Origin of the sequence: Clostridium aciditolerans (assembly GCF_016316925.1) — a bacterium.
GTDB lineage: Bacteria > Bacillota > Clostridia > Clostridiales > Clostridiaceae > Clostridium_AM > Clostridium_AM aciditolerans.
The window spans coordinates 103482-124670 of the sequence record NZ_JAEEGB010000045.1 but is presented as its reverse complement, the minus strand read 5'-3'; the positions used below and the strand labels follow the sequence as shown (position 1 = coordinate 124670).

Genomic DNA, 21189 nt, shown 5'->3' with positions numbered 1-21189 from the left:
TGACTGCTGTAAAAATTATCTCTGTTGATGAAATAAGAGGTTATATGACTTTAAAAGAAGTTTCTGAAAGGACAAAAATAGATTTAAAAGATCTTTATAAAAAGCTAGAAATTCCAAACACCATTCCTTCAGATACTAAATTCAAGGAACTAAAGAACTATGTTCATGGATTCTCCGATGAAAAAGCGAAAGAACTTCTTAAAGAAAAGTAATATAAACATGCACATTTCAATTCGTAATGTAAAAATTATGCGACGCAATTTTTTTGAGAGGACAGAGGACAATTGACAGAGGACAGTGAAGGAGGATTTTTCTCCATTACACTACGAAAAATCTTTAATTATTTTTCAACACTAGGCGACTTTGTCGCAAGCCGTTAGGCTGTATCAATTTGTCAATGCTCTGTTTCAGATGCTTATTTAATAGCTATATTTAAAGGTTAAAAATTACAGGCTGCGCCAAACTAATGTCAGAAAAGCCATAAAAGCTTTTTCAAGAAAGAAATTTTAGTGAACTTATTTACTTCTACGTAAAAAGTTAACGGCACAAGTACGCCCTTTCGGGCTGCGGGCGAAGCCCTTTAGGAATAAAAATTTTAACTGAATCATAATGGAAAATTTTAAAAAATAAATTATCCACTAGAACTTGACACAAACTATTTTTGAGACTCGTTTCACTAATCTCAAACATCGACTTATAATATAATTAAAGATTTTTCGTAACATAGTGAAGAAAAATCCTCCTTCACTGTCCTCTGTCCTCTGTCAATTGTCCTCTGATAAAAATTTTGCGTCGCATAATTTTTATTTTACGGTTTAAAGATTTATGTATAATACTTCTTTTACTTTTTCAAGTCCTATTCTATCGATCATGTCTGCAAATCTTTCACCAGTAGCTGCGTTCTCGCTGTAATAATCTAATATTTTTTGTGTAAGTCCATCTAGCTGTTCTAATGAAAAAATAATATCAAGTCTGTCGCCTAACCTATACTTTCTACCAAACTTTCCTCCAATAAATATTGCAACTCCCTCTTTGTCAGTTACCATAGCATTAAATTTACATGCGCTGATGCATTTTCCACATCCTAAACACTTTTCAGAATGTAATTCTACTACCTTATCTATTTTTTCAATGGCTCCAGCTTTACATACTGATGCACAAAGTCCACATGCTTTGCAATTATTTTTTTCTAATCTCGGTAATCTCTGTCCCATAAACCCAAGATCATTTAAAGAAGCTTTAGCACAGTTATTTGGACATCCTACTATTCCTATTTTAAATTTGGCAGGTAAATTATATGCAAAATACTTTTCATGCAACTTGCTACATAGTTGCTGCGTATCTACTAGCCCATGAGTACATACTGTTCCCTTGCAAGCAACAAGAGGTCTTATTTTTTTCCCAGTTCCTCCTGCTCTTAACCCAAAAGTCTCTAAATCTTTTTTAACACTTTCTATATCTTCTTCTTTTATCCATGGAATTTCAATTCCTAAACGAGTTGTAAAACCTATATACCCTCTGCCATATTTATTAGCAAGCTTTAAAACATTCTCCATTTTACCCGACGACATATTGCCAGCTTCCGCTATAATTCTTAAAGAAAAGTAACGGGTGTCTCTTTGGTTAATAAATCCTTGAAGTTTTAGTTCGGCTATTTTTTTCTTATTCATTTTACTTCCCCCATCCTAATTTGTTACCAGATAAAATTATATCAAAAATTAATAAAAGCCTAAAATTATAATAACTTATATATGTATAATGAAAACTTATGTATTCCTTTAATAATGTTTTAAAAATTAATGTTAAATTAAAAGATAAACCTAAAACCCATGATTGTTTATATCATGGGTTTTCAAAATTATACAATTTCATATTAAATATTGTTTATTATGTTCATTATATTTTCTTTAGTTATATTGTTATCTTTTGCTACTATTTCTCCATTTTTAGTGTAAACTAAACAAGGAGCTTCTATTGTCCCAAGTCTTGAAGCAAGGCTTGCATTTTTATATACATCTATCTTATTTACCTTAATAATATCAGCCATTTCCTTTTCTACTTCTTCTATATCAATAAGTAGTTCTCTACTCTTCTCATCAACTGGAGACCATAGGTATATTAAGCCTATTTTCTCTTTTTGCATAATCTCATTCTCAAATACTTCTGATTCAGCAATATATTTTTCCGCTCCAACTCCAGCTATAGCTCCATCTCCAACGGCTGTAGCAACTTGTTTTAAAAACTTATCTCTTACATCTCCTACTGCGAATACACCTTCTACGCTTGTCTCCATTTTTTCATTAGTTATAATATACCCTTGAGGAGTTAAGTTTACTTTTTCTTTCAGGAACTCTGTATTTGGAACATATCCTATAAATAAGAAACATCCATCAACATTAACATCGGTTAACTCTCCTGTTTTTACATTTTTAAGTACAACTGTCTTTAACCTATCATCACCCTCGAAGGAATTTACAACTGTATTCCATACAAACTCCATTTTAGGATTTTTTAACGCCTGTTCCTGAGCTATCTTGTTAGCATCCATTATTCCTTCATCATGTATTACAGAAACTATAACCTTTTTTGCAAATTTAGTTAAGAACATTCCTTCTTCTATAGCTGCATCTCCACTTCCTATAACCATTACTGTCTTATCTGTATAGTATGCAGCATCACATGTTGCACAGAAAGATATTCCTTTATCATATAAAAAGTTTTCTTCATTCACTGCTTTTGTTACTCTTGGTTTTCCACCTGTAGCTAATATTACTGATTTAGCATGATATATCACTCTAAAGGTTTCTACTAGCTTATCTTTTCCTTCAAGTTGTACACCCTTAACATCCGTTAGCTTAAAATCTACTCCAAAATTTTTAGCTTGTTTATGAAACAAATTCATAAGCTCTGTTCCTGTTATACCTTCTGGAAATCCCGGGTAGTTTGCCATTTCATTTGTATATGTAGCTAATCCACCAACAAGGGACTTTTCTATTAAAAGAGTTTTTAATCTTGCTCTTCCACAGTATATAGCTGATGTTAAGCCGGAGGCTCCTCCACCTATAACTACTACGTCATAGTATTCATGCTTCTTTTCCATCGAAACTCCTCCTCAAAATATTTGTTACTTCTATTTTTATATATTTACATAAAAAACTTAACTAATAATTTACTTCCTATCCATGCTCCAACAAATATAAATATCCAATACATCCATCCATGTAATGACATGGATGCAACTCCACTAAATAGTGCTCCTATGTTACACCCAAAAGAGATTCTTGCACCATATCCCATTAAAAGTCCACCTAGTATTGCTGCAACAACTTGTTTCCATGATTTAATCTTCTTAATTTTAAATTGTGACGCAAGCAGCGTAGCGAGAAATGCACCAGCTATAATTCCTATATCTGATACAGAATGTAAATCATTTAGAAATCCAGCCTTTAAAGCTGCCGCATGTGCTTTTTGTTGATAGTAAAACCATTTTTCTGGATGTCCACCTATAGACTGGTATATCCAAGCTGCCCAATAAGAGAACGGAGTTGAAACTCCCCAAGCCTTACCACTTGAAGCGAACATTCCAATATTTATAATTCCTAAAAGCACTCCGCCTGCCGTGTAGGACCATGGATCTTTTAAAAATTTCTTGTAGTATACATTATTTTTAATATCCATTAATTTCACCACTCAATACTTTATATTAAAAAGACTATTTAGTCTTTTCAATAAATACTTCCCACTGTCCGTCATCTACTTCTTCTATTTCAACGTTATGTCCTTCTTTTCTAGCCCATTCTGGAACATTTTTCATAGCACAGCTGTGATCAATTTCAACTATAAGTAAATCTCCAATGCTTAATTTCTCCATTTGTTTTTGTGTTTTAACTAGAGGTACTGGACATGCTTCTCCTAAACAATCTAATCTTTTTTCTGACATAATAAATTCCTCCTTAAATTTTCACTAAATCTACTAATTATTTTTAATATTGCTCATTTAATCGTTATCACCTATTAGTTGGTACTTCTGTTACCAAACCAATCCGCTAGTATATAAATTCCTAATAATAATGCAAACTGTAAAAAAATAGCTGGTGCCCATCCTAGTACATCTGGTAAAAATACACCTTGTTTAGGCATAAAGTTTTTTGACCACCATCCAAAGTCCTTTGCTCCCCATAATGAACCTATTATAAAGAACACTAGTGCAATCATTTGCATTAAGAAACCTTCTCCTACTCTCATAAGTGTACCTGAAGCACATCCTCCAGCAATAACCATTCCTATTCCAAATAAGATAGCTCCAACCGCAACATGCACACCTACTGGAGATATATTGCCCGGTACTGCTGCACCTTTTGAAGCTGCTGCAAATTGAATGGATGAAAATCCTACTGTTGCAATTGCAATAGCAATTACTACAGCTTTAGTTAAGCTAGTGCCTCCAGTTAATACAGGATCTCTTAAGGATGCTGTAAAACAAAATCTAGATCTTTGTAGTGTAAATCCAGCTATAACACCGAATATCCACATAAGAGCCGACTTTGAAGAATTGTTGGCCATAAAAAATCCTACTCCAATTATGCCTATGAGAAGTGCTACTCCAAAAGGAATTTGATTTATTTTCTTCTTTTTTGGTCTCCTGTTTATTGATGCTTTAATCTCTGCCACATTTCCACCTCCTTACAAGTTTGTTACTTAACTACTATAAGCTTGTTAAAAGTTTGTTCATATCACAATTTCAATTATAGTCTAGATTGTTAATTTTGTGTCATAAGTTTATCTGATATAAAATTAGAAAAAGTTATACCCATATTAATATTTATAATATTTATAAAATGCTTTATAATAATATCATAAATATTACTAAAGAAAGGGTAATTGGTCAATGAATATAGATTACTTAATATCTTTTATAGAAACATATAGAGAAAATAGTATTTCAAAGGCTTGTAAAAAACTTCATTTAACTCAGTCTGCTCTTAGTCAGCAACTTCAATCTCTTGAAAAGTCTTTAGATTCAAATTTATTAATACGCAGCAACAAAGGAGTAACGCTTACAGAGGAAGGTGATATTGTCGCTAGCTACGCAGAAACTATTATAAATTTGTATGATAATATGTTAAAAGAACTACAACAATCAAAACAATCATTGATAAATGAAATTAAAATATTTTCCTGCAATAGCGTTGGTGAGTACTTATTACCCTGTACTTTACACTTATACAAAAAAAATCATCTTGATATAAGATTTAATCTTAAAACAGAAAAAACTAAGAATGTAATAGAAAATATACTTAATTGTAGCGCGGATATAGGCTTTATAGATACAAAACTTAAACAGGAAGGAATAGAGTGCATTACTGTCTCTACAGGAAACCTGGTGTTTATTTATTCAGAAAAAAATGACTATATAGATACCAGTACTATATCCTTAAATGAAATTTACAAACTTCCACTTATCATGGGCCCTAAAGAAAGTTTTTTAAGACAGTCTATTGAAGATATGTTTTTTAAAAATAATATTAATGTAAAGGATTTGAATATCGAACTAGAGTTGGATACTATTGAGTCAATAAAAGCATCTGTAATAGCTAATCATGGAGTATCGATTTTACCCTATACCTCAGTAAAAAAGGAATTGTATTCAGGAGTGTTAAAAACAACATCGATAGAAGATGCTGCACCAAAACATAATATATGTATGATATATCAAAAGAATAGAGCTAATCATCCTCATATTAAGGATTTTATTGCCTATATAAAAAAGTACGGCAAAGAAACTTTTTGCTAGACTAACTTTTTAATTATTATTTTCCAAATTCCCTCATCCTCTTCTACTTGTATTTCACAATTATATTTTTTAAAAGCATCTTTTATAGATTGTGATGTGCAGCTGTGATCAGTTATTATAGTTAAACTGTCCCCTGCACTTATTTTTTTATATTGAATTTGTGCTTTAACTACGGGAACTGGACACATAGTTCCCATACAATCTATATCTATATTCAAAGTTCTCTCCTCCTCTTTACTTTGTACTCTCACTGTATCTTCAAATAAAAATTTTCTTTTTTATTTATTAATATATCTTATAAATAAAATTTAACTTTCACAAATCCATCACAATTGTTACACATTTTAATCATATGCCTAGTGTAATATATAGTCAAATATTAAAATTCTCTATTGCAGGATATCTCTTATAATAGATATTTGCAATAAGCTTTGTGTGGAGGTAATGAAAATGAAAAAGAAAAATTTAATTATTGCTTTGACATTAGTATTATCATTAGGGGTTGGAGTTACTGCTTATGCAGACTCTAAAACACCGACAACTACTAGCAGTAGTGTAACATGTTCTGGATATGGCTTTGGTAAAGTAGCAGGTATACGAGGCTATGATTTCATGACAAATATACTAAAAAATAAATTTGGCATTAGCGATTCTGATATATCCAATGCAAGAAACTCAGGAAAAACTATGTATGATATTGCAAGAGATAAAGGAATAACAGAAGATCAATTTAAATCAGCTATGGTAGAGGAAAGAACTAAAGCTGTTGATGAGGCTGTAAAAAATGCCAGTATTACTAAAGAGCAAGGTGAGAATATAAAATCTAATATTAAAGAAAATTCATCTAACTGCATTCCTGGTAAAGGAGCTGTAAACGGTAAAAGAGGCGGTGGATCATGCAGAGGAAATGGATTTTTCTCTGGAAGTAACTAGAAATAATAAAAGCTGAATGCCAAAAGAGTATTCAGCTTTTATCACTTTATTGAATTAAGGACACTTATAAGCTAAAATTTAACTATAGAATATTCGCTGAGAGGTATGCCTATGAAAGGAAACATATTAATAGTAGATGATGAAAAAAAGCTGGCGGACGTCATGTCTTTATATTTAAAAAAAGATGGCTATAAAGTTACATGTTCCTATAATGGTGATGATGGAGAAATCCTAATAGAGAACAACGATTTTGATTTGATAATTTTAGATGTAATGATGCCTAAAAAAGATGGCTGGTCATTACTTAGAAAGATTAAGTCAACTAGTAATATACCTGTTATTTTAACTACTGCTCGTGGAGAAGAAGAGGATAGAATTTTTGGCTTAGAACTTGGTGCCGATGATTACATGGTAAAACCTATTAGTATGAGAGAGTTGATTCTTAGAGTAAATCTTAGAATAAATACAAAAAAGCCTCTTATAAATTCTTTAACATTTGGAAGTCTATCAATAATAGAAAATGAAAGGACAATCATTGAAAATAATGAAACAGTAACTTTAACTCCAAAAGAATTTGATTTATTAATATTTCTCTGCAAGAATGTCAATCAAGTATTTAAAAGGGATCAATTATTAGATAAGGTCTGGGGTTATGATTTTATCGGAGATACAAGAACTATAGACACACATGTAAAAAGTTTGAGAAGTAAACTTCTATTTTGCGAATATCATCTAAAAACTGTATGGGGTGTAGGCTATAAGGTTGAAATATAATAAAACTAAGGAGATAGAATGAAAAAGATAACAGCTAAATTAATTAAATATTTTATGTCTATTATTACAATAGTGATATTCATATGCTTTATTTTTACTAGTATATTTCTATCTAAATTTTATGTAAATATGCAGTATAAAGAACTTAGAAATACTGCTGAAAATATATACAATTCACTTAAATCCAACTCACAAATTTCAAATGTTTCTTTTAGTACGCAGGTATCTGGTGTTATTCTTATAAAGGATAATTCCATTACTCCTTTAACTCAAAGTAAGATGGGCATAATGCCTTTTCTTAAAACAATTGATATCAACAATTTGCAGGAAAAAGGTAAGTTTTTAACCCCAATGAATGAAGAATTTTTATATTATAACTATCCAAGCGATATTGGAAATATAGTTGTTCTTCAAAATAATAAATTTTCTTCTAACTACCTTAATGTAGTTTATATCATTTTAAGTTCTGTATTTTTACTTGCACTTATTTTATCAATACCACTTATATCTATACTGGGTAAAAACTTCACAAAGCCAATATTACAATTGCAGAAAGCTTCCTTAGATATTTCCGAAGGAAATTTTGATTTTGATATAAATATAAACACAAAAGATGAGATAGAAACTCTCTCTCATAGCATCAAAACTATGGCCTCAAGCCTTAAGAAAAAATATAATTTACAAAGAGATTTTGTTGCTAATGTATCTCATGATTTTAAAACACCATTGAGTATAATAAGAAACTACAGCGAAGCAATCTACGACAATATTATTGATGAGGAAGAAAAAAAATCTTATGCTAAGGATATAATAGAAGAGGTAGATAGGCTAAACGGATTAGTTCTAGATTTAATCGAACTTTCTAAACTTCAAGGAGATAGCTATACACTAAAAAAAGATTATTTTAACTTAAATGAATTCTTAACAGAATTTATCCATACCTTTAAGTCTATTGTATCAAATAAAAATATGAAACTGATTGTTTCTTCCCCCAATATTGAAGTAAATGCTGACCCAAAATATATACATAGGGTTTTATACAACTTTATAGATAATGCTATAAAATTTAGTTTTAATTCAAGCAATATAGAAATTACAGTATCGTTAATTAAGGAAGGCGCTAAAATATCTGTTAAGAACTACGGAATAGGAATTTCTGAAAACATGTTAGATGGCGTTTGGAATAGATATTATAAACATTCAGAAAGAGGTGGTATGGGCATCGGTCTAGCAATATGTGCTGAAATTTTAAAAAAGCATAATTTTTCCTATGGCGTTACAAGTATCCCCAATTCAGAAACAGAGTTTTACTTTGTTATTCCAAATGATTACATTCTATTAGAGAGCACAATTGACAATTGACAGAGGACAATGAAGGAGGATTTCTCTACGCTGTGCTACGAAAAATCTTTAAATTTATAAGAAACTCCTGCTCTTTTGTTTCGCAGGAGTAAGCGACCATCTCAAAATCGCAGATTTTGGATGTCTGCTTAAGTTAGCAATGTTTTGTTTTAGCAAAACAAGCCTGAAAAATAAATTAGTTTTCTGACGTAAGGAAGAAAACTTACCTTCACTGTCCTCTGTCAATTGTCCTCTGTCCTCTGATAAAAAAATTGCATCGCAATTTTTTTATTTTATGAGTTGTAAATTTCTAAATCAGCTAAGGAACTATACAATATTATTATTTTAAATTTCTTATCTTATTCGCAATTTCCCTTGAATCATATACTACTAAAATTGCAAGAGCAGGTGGTGTAATTAATATAAAGGTTAAAAAAATAAATTCTAGGATATATTTACTCCACATTTTAAACCTTTTCCTTGTTCTCTCTTACATTATTTAATAGTATTATATGAATTTCTTGCCTTTTATGTACCTTATGAACTTTCACATCAATTTAGCCCACTTTAATAACTAATTCAAAAAATTCTTTATAGGATCTAATTCTTCATCTTTTTCTATGTATTTTTTAAATTTAGGATAAAGTTCAACAGCCTTATTTAAATCATCTATTGCATTGTTAAAGCTATTAAGTTTTACATAGAAACAAGCTCTATTATAATATAGGAATTCAGCATCAGGGTTATGTTTAATTCCCTCACTTATAATTTCAATGGCCTTTCCATATAGTTGTTTGTTTTTATATATAATGGCTAAGTTCAGATAGCTATATGAATAATTCTCATTTTCTTCTATAGAAAGCTTATAATATTCTTCTGCTTCTTCTAACTGTCCTATTCTTCCTAAAATTACAGCCTTATTAAATAAAGCTAGATAGTGATTAGGATCTATTTCTAAGCTTTCATTTATGTTTTTAAGTGCTCTTTCATAATCACCTAACTCTTCATATATAGCACTTAGGTTTGTATGTGCCCAAAAGTCCTTATTATTCATCTCTAGAACCTTTTCGTAACATTCAATAGCTTTATTTATCTCTCCTAATTCGTCATAAGCACCTGCAAGAAAAAAGTACGCTCTATTATATTGAGGATTAATTCTAATTGCTTCTTTATAGTATTCTGCAGCCTTGTTATATTCCTTCATATTGTCATATATTATTGCTATGCCATAATATGCTCTTTCATCTTCAGGGTTTATCTTCAATATTCCCCTATACTTCTCTTCAGCTAAATCGTATTCTCCTAATTCATCGTAAATCAATGCCATATCCAGTAGAAGTTCGGTATCTCTTTTCCCACCATCACAGTTATATGCCTTTTTATAAAAATTTAGAGCCTTATCTAATAAGCGTTCTCTATAAAAATTCTTTGCTATTATTTTATAATTGTTTATCTTATAGCCTTCGACAATCATAGCTTTACTCCTTTATTTAATACTATATATCTAACATATTATTATACATTTATTATTTCACAATGCAAATTGGAATAATTTAAATTTATATTATTTTATTAAAACACTTGATTTTTATAAAATAAGGATTTATAATCATAAATATAAAATCCCTAGTAATTCAATATGAATTCTATATTTAAATGTTTTGATCAGGAAAAGTAAACTATATGAAACTTACAGAGAGAAGCTTCTAGGCTGAGAGAGCTTTATGAAGATTATAGTTGAAGTGCCCCTGTGAACATAGAGCCGAACTATAGTAGGTTTTTACGGGTTCTCCCGTTATAGAGATATGGTATTAATTGTACCAGATTAGAGATGGACAGTAATGTCTAATCAGAGTGGAACCGCGGAAATAACCTTCTGCCTCTGTTATTAACAGAGGTGGAAGGTTTTTTATTTGCATACACTTATGCGCGCAAGTGATATGTATTATATGCTTATACAAAATATATTATAAATAAAATTTTAGGAGGATAACTATGAATTCAAATTATATGAGTATATTAATTGCAATCATAGCATTAGCGTTTTTATATTTTTTAAAAAAGAAAAAAGTAAGCTTTGGGAATAGAGTATTAATCGCCATGTTAATAGGTGTTGCTGCTGGAGTAGTTCTTAAGAAAAACGTTCAATTTATTGAACCTTTGGGGCAAATATATGTAAGTCTTATTAAAATGCTTGTTATACCACTTGTAACTGCTACTGTTATATCAAGTATTGCTTCCTTAGAAAGTCCTGATAAACTAAAAAAGGTAGGTACTAAAACCATCGGTTGGCTTTTATTTACCACAGCTATTGCTTGTGTTATCGGAGTAGTTATATCTTTAGTGTTAGATTTAGGAGCTGGCATGCAATTTACAAAAAGTGCTGATTTTAAAGCTAGAGAAATTCCTACATTTGCAAAGGTATTGTTAGATATGGTTCCATCTAATACTGTATCTGAAATGTCTAATGGAAAAATAATTCCAGTTATTATTTTTGCTATATTTGTTGGTGTCGCTATTACTATAGAAAATTCAAAGAATCCTGAGTTAGTAAAGCCGGTAAAAGATTTCTTTAAATCATTTTCTATAATAATGTTTAGAATAACAAAAATAGTATTAAAGATTACACCATACGGAGTGTTTGGATTAATGACCTCAGTATCATCACAATATGGACTATCCACTTTGCTTCCTCTTACTAAAGTAATTATAGCAGTCTATGTTGCATGCATACTACAAATAGTATTAGTACATGGAACTTTGCTAGTCTTTGTCGCTAAAGTTAATCCTATACGCTTCTTTAAAAAGATTTACCCTGCACAGATTGTTGCATTCACAACCAGAAGTAGCTATGGAACCTTGCCTGTAACATTAAAATCATTAACTAACAATGTAAAAATCTCAGATAACGTTGCAAGCTTCGTTGCTCCAATGGGTGCTACAATGGGTATGAACGGATGTGGAGGTCTATACCCTGCTATCGTTGCAATTTTTGTAGCTAGAGTGTTTAATGTTCCTATGTCATTATCAAGCTATATTCTTCTGATAGTGGTAACTACAATAGCTTCTATAGGTACTGCTGGTGTACCTGGAACTGCTTCTATCATGGCGACTGTTGTTCTTGCAGCTTTAGGTTTGCCAATCGAAGGAATTGCTATGGTTCTTGGAATTGATACTATATTAGATATGGCAAGAACAGCAACTAATGTAACCGGAGCGTCTGTAGTGTCACTTTTAGTAGCTAACTCTGAAAATGAGTTTGATAGAGAGAGTTTTAATAACAATGAAGTTGATGAATTGGAACTAAGTGCTTAATGCTTTCTTATAAGAGATATAATATATTTTTAGAATGCAGTATGCGGTTGTTGATAATACACTTATCAACAACCTTTTTTATTAATCTAGCTCATAAATTAATCAGATAGTTTATATACTTGCATACTGACTGTAATAATATATTTTTACAGCAATATATATTATTATATCTATAATTATGTGTTGTAATTTTTATAATATATATTTTTCAATCACCATGTCTGTTTATTTCAATAGCAGAATTTTAAAAGTTAAATACATAAAATATAATTAGGGTGATAAATTATGGGAAATAATATTAATAAACAAACTAATTCATCACAAACTTCTAATAAAAATACTACTAACAATAACACTATAAATAACACTACTAATACCACCAATAATAATAATACTACTACCAATAATAATACTACTACCAATACTACTACTACTACTACTACCAATAATAATAATACATCACAAAATAATAATTCTATTAATAACTGTGCTTCCAGTAATAGCCGTATTATCACTAATGACCCTAACGAGAACCTGAATCATATTATTCAAACTGGAATCGAGACAGCACAAAATATTCAACTTAACTTGTCACAAAACAGAGTAACTTATATTAAACCTTTAAGTACTAGCAACATTACCGTCACTGAAACCACTACTGCTCCTGGCGAATCTGGTGCACCTTCTACTACAAGTGCACCTCCTACTACAAGTGTGCCCCCTACAGCTAAGCCCTGTGAAAATATTAGTGAAACTTCTACATTACTTCAAAATATTAACAACATTAGAGAACAATTAGCAAGACTAAATATAGATCCATCTCAACGAGTTTATTACGAAAACTGTGTAGTTCCTTTGCTTACTACTCTATATGAACTTACTGCATCTTCTTCCACTTTAGCTACGGCTGTTAACTTTTTAGCTGTTTCTCCAGTAGTTCATCCTAAAACTTCACAACTTAGAGATACCACTCATCTAGTTTATCACATAAATGAAAAATGTGAAGATGTGTATAAGGTTCTGAAGAAGAGAATAGATATAATGCTAGATATGTGCTAATTTTAAATAACATTTAATCATAAGCGCAGTATAATTATCTTTGCGCTTATATTTTATTTCAAAAAATATTTTATAAAAACATAAATATCGTAACCTTAATATATATTATTGAATAATATAAATTAGAATATCAATATTGATATTTTCATTTATATTTTAATAGTATATAAAGGAGGTCTAAAGAATGTCACACGGACATGAAAAAGATTGCTGTGAAGATAGAGATTATTGTGAAGACATAGGTTGCTGTGAGGATAGAGATAATGATGTATGTGACTGTTCACATCATGACCATGATGAGCACTGTGATTCATGCAGAGCAAAAATCATAAATACACATACAGGTTGTCAATGCTCAAATAAGAAAGTAGTTCCAAAAACAATTGCTCCTGGCGCTTTTGTTGGAAAAATTCCAATAGTTCTTGCAGAAACAACTATAACTATTCCTGTTATCTCTAATATTAAGTTAGAACACAAAGCCTTAGAAATTAAGAATATTAATAAAAATCTATATGTAACCCAATGCCACTTAATGGAAACTACTCCTTGTGCTACTACTGGAACTTTATTTATAGAAGGCTTTGTCAGAAAAAATATTCAATATGCTACTGTAGATTGTGTAGATCATAATGGCGAAACTATCAGCGGAGGAATAAAGCATACAACAGTTAGAATACCTTTTAGCTGCACCACCACAGTTACTTTCTTACAAAAACCTGTACTCAGAGGTCCTATATTTGCTGAAACTCCTGCTGTAACACAAGTGGAATTCCTCGGAGAATTTGCCAATAGAAAAGATATCTGTGCTGAACCAACACAAGGAAGTGATCCTTGCCAAAAAGGTTTTGTTCATCATGAAATATTCAACGAACCAATATTCTGCGAATTAATTAAAGCAACTATTCAAGAGGACGATTTTACTAAATGTCCAAAACCAATAGTATCTAATTGTAAAACTAATTTAGAAAGAACATTCAATTCTATAGAAGAAAAAATGCTAATTAGTTTAACATTAAAAGTATTACAAAAACAACAAGTAGGACTTACTGCTAATTAAATATATTCTAACTATTTATTGAAATAAATTAAACACATAAGAATTACTAATTTATGATAAATATTTAACAATCATATTCAACTTATAATGTCAGACCCAAAGCTTTGTTTAAGTGAGTTTTGGGTCTATTTTAAAGGAGGTCACTAATATTGTCATATAAAAATCACGAAATAGTATTTATTGATGATAGTCTTGAAACTGAAAATATTAGTATATACTATCCAAAATTGAAGCTAAAAAGAAAAAAAAACAGCATGAGCTTAATAATTACATTATTAACATATTAAATGAATCAATAAAAGATGTAAGAGATAACTTTAATACAAAAACTAAATTTTATGGCGAATATAAAATTACACTTTCAAAACGAAACTTAGTTAGCATTATTTTTGAATTATACTTTTTTGATGATGAAAATAATTCTACCTTTGATATATTGAAATCAATAACAATAGATACTAAAAAGGGACAAATATACAACTTCGAAGATTTGTTCCATAAAAATAGTAACTTTGAAAATAGAATAAATGAGCTATTGCTTACAAATATAAGAGACAATAATATTCCAATAATACAGGAATTCACAAAAATAAATAAGAGTAAAAATTTTTACCTTACAGATACATCTTTGGTAATATACTTTGATATTTTTAAAGACTCGCAGTATGCAGGTGTTTATTGTGCGCCTCAGTTTACTATCCCCTTTAAAACAATAACAGATATTATAGACTCCAAAGGTCCTATAGGCAAACTAATAAAAAATAGCAGCACTAGTGATTAACTGATTTACTTAACTAATTTATAAGCTATCTAGTTACACATATATAGTTAAGCCTATTTTAGTTCCATTTAAGGGAGGATAGAGTTATGAGCAAAAAGCATCACTCAAAGAGGAGTTGTTTAGAAGAGGATATTAATGAAAAAAAACGTAAAAAAATAAAATCTCATCATAAAAAACATCATAAGAAGCATCATAAAAAGCATTCTAATGAATTATATGAAAAGTACATTGGAGAAAAAATTAACGATAATACTGTGTTAAAGGATGAGAATAGTGAGTTTTACGATAAATCTCATAAAGCCTGTATAGAAAAGGAATTTTCAAAGCATGATGAAGACGACTTCGAAGATTATTCTGAAAATCACTTAGAAGATCACTCTGATAATCACTCAGAAGATTACTCTGATAATCACTCAGAAGATTACTCTGATAATCACTCAGAAGATTACTCTGATAATCACTCAGAAGAGCACTCTGATAATTACTCAGAAGATTACTCTGATAATTACTCAGAAGAGCACTCTGATAATCACTCAGAAGAGTACTCTGATAATTACTCAGAAGAGCACTCTGATAATCACTCAGAAGATTACTCTGATAACCATTCAGAAGATTACTCTGATAACCACTCAGAAGAGTACTCTGATAATCACTTAGAAGATTGCTCTGATAATCACTTCGAAGATTATTCTGAAAATCACTTAGAAGATTATTCTGAAAATTGCTCTGAAGATCACTTCGAAGATTGCTCTGAAGATCACTTCGAAGATTGCTCTGAAGATCACTTCGAAGATTGCTCTGAAGATCACTTCGAAGATTGCTGTAAAGATCACTATGATGACAGTTCACAAAAAGTTTGTTTTGAAAAAGATTTTAAAGAACACATAAAGCCTGAATATATGGAAAATGACTCTTCAAAAAAACACTACCACATAGAAGATTGTGTTGAAACTTGTAGCGCAAATTCTGAAACAAAAACACTGTCACTTTGTCCAAATATTCCACAAACTGTTACCGGAACAACATCTTCTGTAGTAATAAAAACTCCTGTTGTTTTAGCTGAGCCTAGAATAGAAATTTCTGCTGAGTCTGTATTTAAACTTGAAAATCCAGCACTTGAAATTAAACGCATCAGAAAAAACGTATATTTAGAGCAATGTGAAGTCATTCAAGATTCTTCTGACCCTAACTTTGGAACCTTATTTGTAGCTGGTTTTGTTAGGAAGAATATAGAATATGCTACACGTGATTGCTTAGATAAAGGAACAATAAGTGGAAGAATAAAGCACACTACTGTTAGAATTCCTTTCACCTGCGCTACTAGAGTTAAATTTACCACTTTACCTATATTCAGAGTCACTCCTGAGCCTGTGCAGGTAGAAATTTTACAGAATAACATTAGGATATGCAACTCATGCGAAGAAGGTATATCCGGTCATATTCCTTGTCAATTAAACCTTAGGTTAACTGAGTTCTTTAATGAAAAAATATTCTGTGAGCTAGTCAGTGCAGAAATTATTGAATCAGACTTTCTAGAAAATCCTACTAAGGAAAGCTGTGAATGCATTTTAGATAAAACTTATAAAAATGTAAGAGAGAAAGTCGTTGTTTATTTGACAATAAAACTACTACAAAATCAACAAGTAACAGTTAATCGAGCAAATTCTTAATAGTTACTTTTATTCAAAACTAGCCAAACTATCTTAAAATGATAGTTTGGCTATACTACCTTCAATAAATAATGTACCTTCCCAAAATGCGGTGGTTTATATTAATTCCATATCTTCCGTCTCTAATCTAAACCCATTTATTTCTACATCTTCAGTAATCTCTATCATCAAATATTTTTTTCCATCTTTGTCTCTAACCTGTCTGATTCCACTTAGTTCATTTGGATTTATAATTATACTTGTAGCTTCATTTTCAATTTTAATTGATTTGCTTCCAAAATCCGGAACTATGTTTTTTACTTTAAAATCGTAGTCTCCTCCACAAACCTGCTCGAAAGCACTCTTTACAACCTCTGTGTTTTCTATCCCACTGTTTTCTAAAATCTTTTCGACTTCCTTCATATCAACAGTTGGCTCTTCCTCTATATCTTCGCTATCTTCAATTTTTTCATTGATTTGCTCATATATCTCCTGCATAGTTTCAGGTTTTATCTTATCTCCAACAACGGTATTTAATATAATGTTAAAACTTTCTTTTTCTTCTATTGCAGTAGGTTTAACACTGCTTTCTAAAACCTCTTCAACAAATATAGTATTCATTTGTTTAGATTTTGAGGAATAATAGATCACTTTATTTACATCTACATACTCACTACTAAAGCTTGGAAACATAAATCCATCTAATGGCGAACTTAGGTTTACAGTAATATCTAATGCGGATGTAGGCTTAAATTTCATTTCCGAATAATCAAATTTTAAAACCTTTTTAGGAACATCTACCTTATTTATGCTGCACAATATAAACTCAATAGCTTGTACATAATCATCAATTGCCTCATCTGCTTCTTCATTCCTTTTCTTATTGCCTTTATAGTATTCTGCCTTAACAAAATTTATAACTATATCTGTATCATATGTATAATGCTTAGATATTTTATCTACTATTTTGTCAGCACATTCTGTAATGCTGCTCCCAGAAGTTAAAGCATTATAAAGAATAATTTGTGTACTTTCCTCCACTGAAGCCTCATCTATAGTATTTTCATCAACATTTTTCATCATAAAGTCTAACTCAAAAACTTTTGTATCTATAGTTCCTGTTAGTACTTTTTTAAAATTGTCTAGATAAAGTTCCTTTTTCTCTATGTCCATCATTTCAAAATAATTAAGTTCTCTTGTTATAATTTCTCCATTGTCTTTTTTTAAATATACACTATATATCTCTTTGATAGGCATCATATAACTACTTAATTTAAATTCTTTTCTTAAATCAGCTAAATCTTTTTTATTCATATCAAATACCTCACTTTATAAATTAAAGTAAACTTTCATTAAACTATTATATATCAAAAGAGAGTCACTAATCTACAGGACCCTCTAAATTTAACAGGTTATTTTATTTTTTTATATAATACCCTATGCTCATCATCATCCTTAGCAACTACTATTGAATTATACTCTCCTTCTTCAACTTCATTTTTAAATTTTCGGCCATCTAAAGCATGCTCCTCCACTGGAAACTCATCACTAACAACATCTTTATACACAAAAGGCTGTCCTTCTGGTACTTTCTCAAGTTTCGATAAATCTATATGACTTCTTTCTGACATACAAATGCCTCCTTAATTCTATTTCTGCTTTAATATTATGTGTACATTAAATAACTATTATTTAAATAAATATAAGTCATTATTGTAAGTTAAAAGAAATAAAATAGAGAATAAGAAATACTTTTCTCAATGAGATTATACAATTTTAAAAATTAATGTTTTGGGGGAGCAATTTATGAAGCCTAAATTTTATAACATTTTGATCCTACTGATTTTTGGAGGAGCAGCTTATAGACTTTTTCAATCAACATACTCTACTAGTCTTCCATTGTGGACAAGGATCATGTATGGTTTCTTTGGCATTTCGCTGATAGGTGCAATACTTATTTGTATAATCTCAATATTTGAAAAGGAAATAGTATGTCCCATATGCGGAAGCACAAACTGGAAAGAAGTACCTACATGGTACCCTTGGCACTATTGTGTAAACTGTAGAAGAGCAGAATTTATTGCAAAAGGAACTGTTAATGATCAATTAAAGTCATTAATAACCTATGATGAACCTAAAGACTACACAATATATAATTAATAAATAAGGTTTCTAAGTAAAAATTCAACTTAGAAACCCTATTTATTTAAATATCAAAAGCAGCTCCCGCCTAAAGCTATAATTATAATAAGCAATCCAATAAGAGCACCTATAATTATAGGATTTTTAATAGCTTTTTTTATGTTTGGTTGTCTCATACTTGCATTAAAGGGTATAGTTTTAGATTTGCAAAATACTTTTGATGTATTTTTCCGATACATCCTTTTATGTTTCACCCTATTAATATGACTTCTGCCACTTTGAAGAGCTCCACATTCTGGGCAGAATCTGCATTCATCATTAACTTTTTCCCCGCAGTTTGTGCATAAATGCATATATTAACATCCCCTTACAATTGATTTACTTTATAATAGACTTATAATTTTCAAGTTATTTTTTTATCTATTTCATAAGTTCTATATCCACTAAGGGCAAGTAAAACCTGGGCTGGAAGATAATATATCCAAACCAAGAACCTTGAAACGCCTTTTAAGCTGACTCCAAATATAAAAACATTATTAATTAGCGCAGATATAGCAACATTGATATCACAAAGGAAGAACAAGGTCATACCTACACAAATTAGATAGCAACTTAAGGTTGTGTAAGATCCTCTATTAAAAACTTTCCATGCACCATATACACTGGAAATTAGCAAGATTGCATAAATACAACCTATAATTAAAAGCTCTCTACTTATATTATTTATATGTATTATATTTGTGTCTAATATCATTACAAATACTAAAACAACAAATATTAACGCAGCAAAAATTTTTATATTTTTCTTTAAAATACCTGCATGTCGAATTATATAAGTAATTTGTACAAAACAAAATAGAAAAACTCCTGCAGTATAATAGTCTAATATTAACAAACATAAATCTGCTGCAGCAGTAAAACATAGTGCTAATTGTAGAAGCCTAGTATCCTTTATATTATAGCCATTCTCTCCAATTAGTAAACTTAATGTTAAGCTTAACAATATGCCAATATACTTTAGCACTGTTGAGTAGCTATTACTGTACCCATTGGTAAAATCTATATATATAAAGGATATATATATAATTAATTCTATCAATACTATAGTTATTACAAGAGATTTTTTAAAATTTCCTTTCATTCTTACCACTTCCATTAATAGTACTTACATATATTATATTCTATGCATTTAAAAATTAGCCTATTTTATAATTAAGCTATACATACTCATATGTTACTAGTTCCCTTATAACAGTTTTTATAGCCTTATTACCAATAATACTTACTGCAGCCTGCGTAGCTGTAGTAATCCTTGTTGCAGAATTAGCACTGCAGGCATACATAAATGCTGTAGCTAGCTTAAAATAAATATTAAAGGACTGGAGATATTTTCAAATAACATTATAATAAAAAAAGATACTGCAACAATATTTGAAGCAATACCTTTTTAAATTTATTATCTTGTAATAGTAAAGTTCATTCTAATTTCTCTGTTTAACTTTTGGCGATTTTTAGAACGTATTCCATTACTTATATTTAAAGTATACCTTTCACCAATGGTATACCCATTACTTGGGCTTAATACTGCTATCGATTTATTAGTAGTTAACCTAAGGCTTACATCAACTCTATTCCCTCTGCTATCAGTTACTGTTATATTTTGCATGGTTGAACTATTAATTTCAACTTCCTTGTCAAATGATATAATCCAAACCTTATGTGGATTAACTAATCTATTATCCAATATAGGCAACTGACGAGATTTAACGATACTTGGTAAATAACTATTACTGATGACATTTTGTACTATATTAAGCCTATAATTTAGGCTTGTTTTATAAGTTCCATCTGAAAGTGAATTCACTAGAGCTCTTGCACTATCAACATCATTTTGTGTTAGACTTCTTTCAGCTCTTATTACTGCATCATTTGCAATATTGATTAGACTTTGTTGATTCGGTAATCTATTATTCACTATAGCTTGTACCGAATCAAGTCTTCCACCTAAATAAACCCTATCTTCATAATTTAGATTATTCACTAAAGTTCTTGCTGAATCTATATCTACTTGTAATCTAAAGTTTTCAGCTCTTATGACAGCATTAGTTGCATCATTTACTGCTCTATAATAATTTGTATCTCCACCATTTCTATTATCTATAATTCTTTGTATTAAATCTAATCTACTTGATAAAGAACTCCTGTCATTTCCCCAAGATAAAGAGTTAACCAACCTTCTAGCATAATTAACATCCGTTTGAGTTCTGCTACTTTCTGCTCTATTCACTGCATTTATAGCATTATTTAAATCTTGTTGATACGGTGTATTGTTATCTATGATAGT

At 30.2% G+C, this 21189-nt stretch carries 24 protein-coding genes and 1 other annotated feature; of the genes, 11 read left to right on the top strand and 13 right to left on the bottom strand.

Annotated features, from left to right (window positions below):
- The first annotated feature begins 44 nt into the window (after positions 1–44).
- The gene (locus I6U51_RS23060; RefSeq protein ID WP_211144899.1) at positions 45–212 is read left to right on the top strand and encodes a hypothetical protein; all 168 of its coding nucleotides are present in this window, start codon (positions 45–47) and stop codon (positions 210–212) included.
- A 603-nt stretch (positions 213–815) separates the two neighbouring features.
- Here I6U51_RS23060 and I6U51_RS23055 read toward each other — a convergent pair.
- The 5 genes from I6U51_RS23055 to I6U51_RS23035 form a co-directional block, all read right to left on the bottom strand.
- A complete protein-coding gene (locus tag I6U51_RS23055; protein WP_211144898.1) occupies positions 816–1670 on the bottom strand; it encodes a 4Fe-4S binding protein in 855 nt (284 codons plus the stop codon).
- A gap of 203 nt (positions 1671–1873) precedes the next feature.
- Positions 1874–3100, bottom strand: a complete 1227-nt coding sequence (locus tag I6U51_RS23050) for an FAD-dependent oxidoreductase (protein ID WP_211144897.1) — start codon at positions 3098–3100, stop codon at positions 1874–1876.
- A gap of 44 nt (positions 3101–3144) precedes the next feature.
- Entirely contained in the window at positions 3145–3678 is a 534-nt protein-coding gene (locus I6U51_RS23045; protein ID WP_211144896.1) for a YeeE/YedE thiosulfate transporter family protein, read from the bottom strand.
- A 34-nt stretch (positions 3679–3712) separates the two neighbouring features.
- A complete protein-coding gene (locus tag I6U51_RS23040; RefSeq protein ID WP_211144895.1) occupies positions 3713–3940 on the bottom strand; it encodes a sulfurtransferase TusA family protein in 228 nt (75 codons plus the stop codon).
- A 74-nt stretch (positions 3941–4014) separates the two neighbouring features.
- Positions 4015–4671 carry a YeeE/YedE thiosulfate transporter family protein gene (locus I6U51_RS23035; protein WP_211144894.1) on the bottom strand — a complete coding sequence of 219 codons (657 nt, stop codon included), beginning with the start codon at positions 4669–4671 and terminating at the stop codon, positions 4015–4017.
- Positions 4672–4888: 217 nt separating this feature from the next.
- On the opposite strand from I6U51_RS23035, the gene I6U51_RS23030 reads away from it, so the two are divergent.
- A complete protein-coding gene (locus I6U51_RS23030) occupies positions 4889–5794 on the top strand; it encodes a LysR family transcriptional regulator (protein ID WP_211144893.1) in 906 nt (301 codons plus the stop codon).
- On the opposite strand, the gene I6U51_RS23025 is transcribed toward I6U51_RS23030, so the two are convergent.
- The gene (locus I6U51_RS23025; RefSeq protein ID WP_211144892.1) at positions 5791–6012 is read right to left on the bottom strand and encodes a sulfurtransferase TusA family protein; all 222 of its coding nucleotides are present in this window, start codon (positions 6010–6012) and stop codon (positions 5791–5793) included. The two genes, I6U51_RS23030 and I6U51_RS23025, sit on opposite strands and share 4 nt — an antisense overlap.
- A gap of 232 nt (positions 6013–6244) precedes the next feature.
- Between I6U51_RS23025 and I6U51_RS23020 the strand changes: the two genes are divergently transcribed.
- From I6U51_RS23020 to I6U51_RS23010, 3 genes are all read left to right on the top strand, one after another.
- A complete protein-coding gene (locus I6U51_RS23020; protein ID WP_211144891.1) occupies positions 6245–6727 on the top strand; it encodes a hypothetical protein in 483 nt (160 codons plus the stop codon).
- Positions 6728–6838: 111 nt separating this feature from the next.
- Positions 6839–7501 (top strand): response regulator transcription factor, encoded by a 663-nt coding sequence (locus I6U51_RS23015; protein WP_211144890.1) that lies wholly within the window; start codon positions 6839–6841, stop codon positions 7499–7501.
- 18 nt (positions 7502–7519) lie between these two features.
- A complete protein-coding gene (locus I6U51_RS23010; RefSeq protein WP_211144889.1) occupies positions 7520–8863 on the top strand; it encodes a sensor histidine kinase in 1344 nt (447 codons plus the stop codon).
- Between the two features lie 553 nt (positions 8864–9416).
- Here I6U51_RS23010 and I6U51_RS23005 read toward each other — a convergent pair.
- A complete protein-coding gene (locus I6U51_RS23005) occupies positions 9417–10316 on the bottom strand; it encodes a tetratricopeptide repeat protein (RefSeq protein WP_211144888.1) in 900 nt (299 codons plus the stop codon).
- A gap of 178 nt (positions 10317–10494) precedes the next feature.
- Positions 10495–10729 (top strand) — a binding site (T-box leader).
- Positions 10730–10837: 108 nt separating this feature from the next.
- On the opposite strand from I6U51_RS23005, the gene I6U51_RS23000 reads away from it, so the two are divergent.
- From I6U51_RS23000 to I6U51_RS22980, 5 genes are all read left to right on the top strand, one after another.
- Positions 10838–12157, top strand: a complete 1320-nt coding sequence (locus I6U51_RS23000; RefSeq protein ID WP_211144887.1) for a dicarboxylate/amino acid:cation symporter — start codon at positions 10838–10840, stop codon at positions 12155–12157.
- A 285-nt stretch (positions 12158–12442) separates the two neighbouring features.
- The gene (locus I6U51_RS22995) at positions 12443–13216 is read left to right on the top strand and encodes a hypothetical protein (protein ID WP_211144886.1); all 774 of its coding nucleotides are present in this window, start codon (positions 12443–12445) and stop codon (positions 13214–13216) included.
- A 184-nt stretch (positions 13217–13400) separates the two neighbouring features.
- Positions 13401–14273, top strand: a complete 873-nt coding sequence (locus I6U51_RS22990; protein ID WP_211144885.1) for a CsxC family protein — start codon at positions 13401–13403, stop codon at positions 14271–14273.
- Positions 14274–14709: 436 nt separating this feature from the next.
- Entirely contained in the window at positions 14710–15054 is a 345-nt protein-coding gene (locus tag I6U51_RS22985; RefSeq protein ID WP_211144884.1) for an RsiV family protein, read from the top strand.
- Positions 15055–15140: 86 nt separating this feature from the next.
- Positions 15141–16724 carry a CsxC family protein gene (locus I6U51_RS22980; protein WP_211144883.1) on the top strand — a complete coding sequence of 528 codons (1584 nt, stop codon included), beginning with the start codon at positions 15141–15143 and terminating at the stop codon, positions 16722–16724.
- A gap of 96 nt (positions 16725–16820) precedes the next feature.
- Here I6U51_RS22980 and I6U51_RS22975 read toward each other — a convergent pair whose 3' ends face one another.
- Together I6U51_RS22975 and I6U51_RS22970 are read right to left on the bottom strand one after the other, a co-directional pair.
- Positions 16821–18017 carry a DUF4317 family protein gene (locus I6U51_RS22975; RefSeq protein ID WP_211144882.1) on the bottom strand — a complete coding sequence of 399 codons (1197 nt, stop codon included), beginning with the start codon at positions 18015–18017 and terminating at the stop codon, positions 16821–16823.
- A gap of 98 nt (positions 18018–18115) precedes the next feature.
- The gene (locus I6U51_RS22970; protein WP_211144881.1) at positions 18116–18334 is read right to left on the bottom strand and encodes a DUF1413 domain-containing protein; all 219 of its coding nucleotides are present in this window, start codon (positions 18332–18334) and stop codon (positions 18116–18118) included.
- A 175-nt stretch (positions 18335–18509) separates the two neighbouring features.
- Here I6U51_RS22970 and I6U51_RS22965 point away from each other — a divergent pair, with 175 nt between their 5' ends.
- Complete coding sequence (locus I6U51_RS22965) at positions 18510–18863, top strand: hypothetical protein (protein ID WP_211144880.1); 354 nt, start codon at positions 18510–18512, stop codon at positions 18861–18863.
- 53 nt (positions 18864–18916) lie between these two features.
- Here I6U51_RS22965 and I6U51_RS22960 read toward each other — a convergent pair whose 3' ends face one another.
- The 4 genes from I6U51_RS22960 to I6U51_RS22950 all read right to left on the bottom strand — a co-directional run.
- The gene (locus I6U51_RS22960; RefSeq protein WP_211144879.1) at positions 18917–19198 is read right to left on the bottom strand and encodes a zinc-ribbon domain-containing protein; all 282 of its coding nucleotides are present in this window, start codon (positions 19196–19198) and stop codon (positions 18917–18919) included.
- Positions 19199–19248: 50 nt separating this feature from the next.
- Complete coding sequence (locus tag I6U51_RS22955) at positions 19249–19986, bottom strand: lysoplasmalogenase family protein (RefSeq protein ID WP_211144878.1); 738 nt, start codon at positions 19984–19986, stop codon at positions 19249–19251.
- Between the two features lie 76 nt (positions 19987–20062).
- Positions 20063–20188 (bottom strand): hypothetical protein, encoded by a 126-nt coding sequence (locus tag I6U51_RS25230; protein ID WP_281396553.1) that lies wholly within the window; start codon positions 20186–20188, stop codon positions 20063–20065.
- Positions 20189–20301: 113 nt separating this feature from the next.
- A partial coding sequence (locus tag I6U51_RS22950) for an Ig-like domain-containing domain (RefSeq protein ID WP_211144877.1) occupies positions 20302–21189 on the bottom strand: 888 nt, incomplete at its 5' end.

Excerpts from the sequence above, each read along its gene's own strand:
- I6U51_RS22990 (WP_211144885.1), top strand. The coding sequence starts at position 13,401 with ATGTCACACGGACATGAAAAAGATTGCTGTGAAGATAGAGATTATTGT.
- I6U51_RS23020 (WP_211144891.1), top strand. The coding sequence starts at position 6,245 with ATGAAAAAGAAAAATTTAATTATTGCTTTGACATTAGTATTATCATTA.
- I6U51_RS22975 (WP_211144882.1), bottom strand. The coding sequence starts at position 18,017 with ATGAATAAAAAAGATTTAGCTGATTTAAGAAAAGAATTTAAATTAAGT.
- I6U51_RS23005 (WP_211144888.1), bottom strand. The coding sequence starts at position 10,316 with ATGATTGTCGAAGGCTATAAGATAAACAATTATAAAATAATAGCAAAG.
- I6U51_RS23050 (WP_211144897.1), bottom strand. The coding sequence starts at position 3,100 with ATGGAAAAGAAGCATGAATACTATGACGTAGTAGTTATAGGTGGAGGA.
- I6U51_RS23060 (WP_211144899.1), top strand. The coding sequence starts at position 45 with ATGACTTTAAAAGAAGTTTCTGAAAGGACAAAAATAGATTTAAAAGAT.
- I6U51_RS23015 (WP_211144890.1), top strand. The coding sequence starts at position 6,839 with ATGAAAGGAAACATATTAATAGTAGATGATGAAAAAAAGCTGGCGGAC.
- I6U51_RS25230 (WP_281396553.1), bottom strand. The coding sequence starts at position 20,188 with ATGTATGCCTGCAGTGCTAATTCTGCAACAAGGATTACTACAGCTACG.
- I6U51_RS23010 (WP_211144889.1), top strand. The coding sequence starts at position 7,520 with ATGAAAAAGATAACAGCTAAATTAATTAAATATTTTATGTCTATTATT.
- I6U51_RS23055 (WP_211144898.1), bottom strand. The coding sequence starts at position 1,670 with ATGAATAAGAAAAAAATAGCCGAACTAAAACTTCAAGGATTTATTAAC.
- I6U51_RS23030 (WP_211144893.1), top strand. The coding sequence starts at position 4,889 with ATGAATATAGATTACTTAATATCTTTTATAGAAACATATAGAGAAAAT.
- I6U51_RS22995 (WP_211144886.1), top strand. The coding sequence starts at position 12,443 with ATGGGAAATAATATTAATAAACAAACTAATTCATCACAAACTTCTAAT.
- I6U51_RS22965 (WP_211144880.1), top strand. The coding sequence starts at position 18,510 with ATGAAGCCTAAATTTTATAACATTTTGATCCTACTGATTTTTGGAGGA.
- I6U51_RS23000 (WP_211144887.1), top strand. The coding sequence starts at position 10,838 with ATGAATTCAAATTATATGAGTATATTAATTGCAATCATAGCATTAGCG.
- I6U51_RS22955 (WP_211144878.1), bottom strand. The coding sequence starts at position 19,986 with ATGAAAGGAAATTTTAAAAAATCTCTTGTAATAACTATAGTATTGATA.
- I6U51_RS23045 (WP_211144896.1), bottom strand. The coding sequence starts at position 3,678 with ATGGATATTAAAAATAATGTATACTACAAGAAATTTTTAAAAGATCCA.
- I6U51_RS23040 (WP_211144895.1), bottom strand. The coding sequence starts at position 3,940 with ATGTCAGAAAAAAGATTAGATTGTTTAGGAGAAGCATGTCCAGTACCT.
- I6U51_RS22980 (WP_211144883.1), top strand. The coding sequence starts at position 15,141 with ATGAGCAAAAAGCATCACTCAAAGAGGAGTTGTTTAGAAGAGGATATT.
- I6U51_RS22960 (WP_211144879.1), bottom strand. The coding sequence starts at position 19,198 with ATGCATTTATGCACAAACTGCGGGGAAAAAGTTAATGATGAATGCAGA.
- I6U51_RS22970 (WP_211144881.1), bottom strand. The coding sequence starts at position 18,334 with ATGTCAGAAAGAAGTCATATAGATTTATCGAAACTTGAGAAAGTACCA.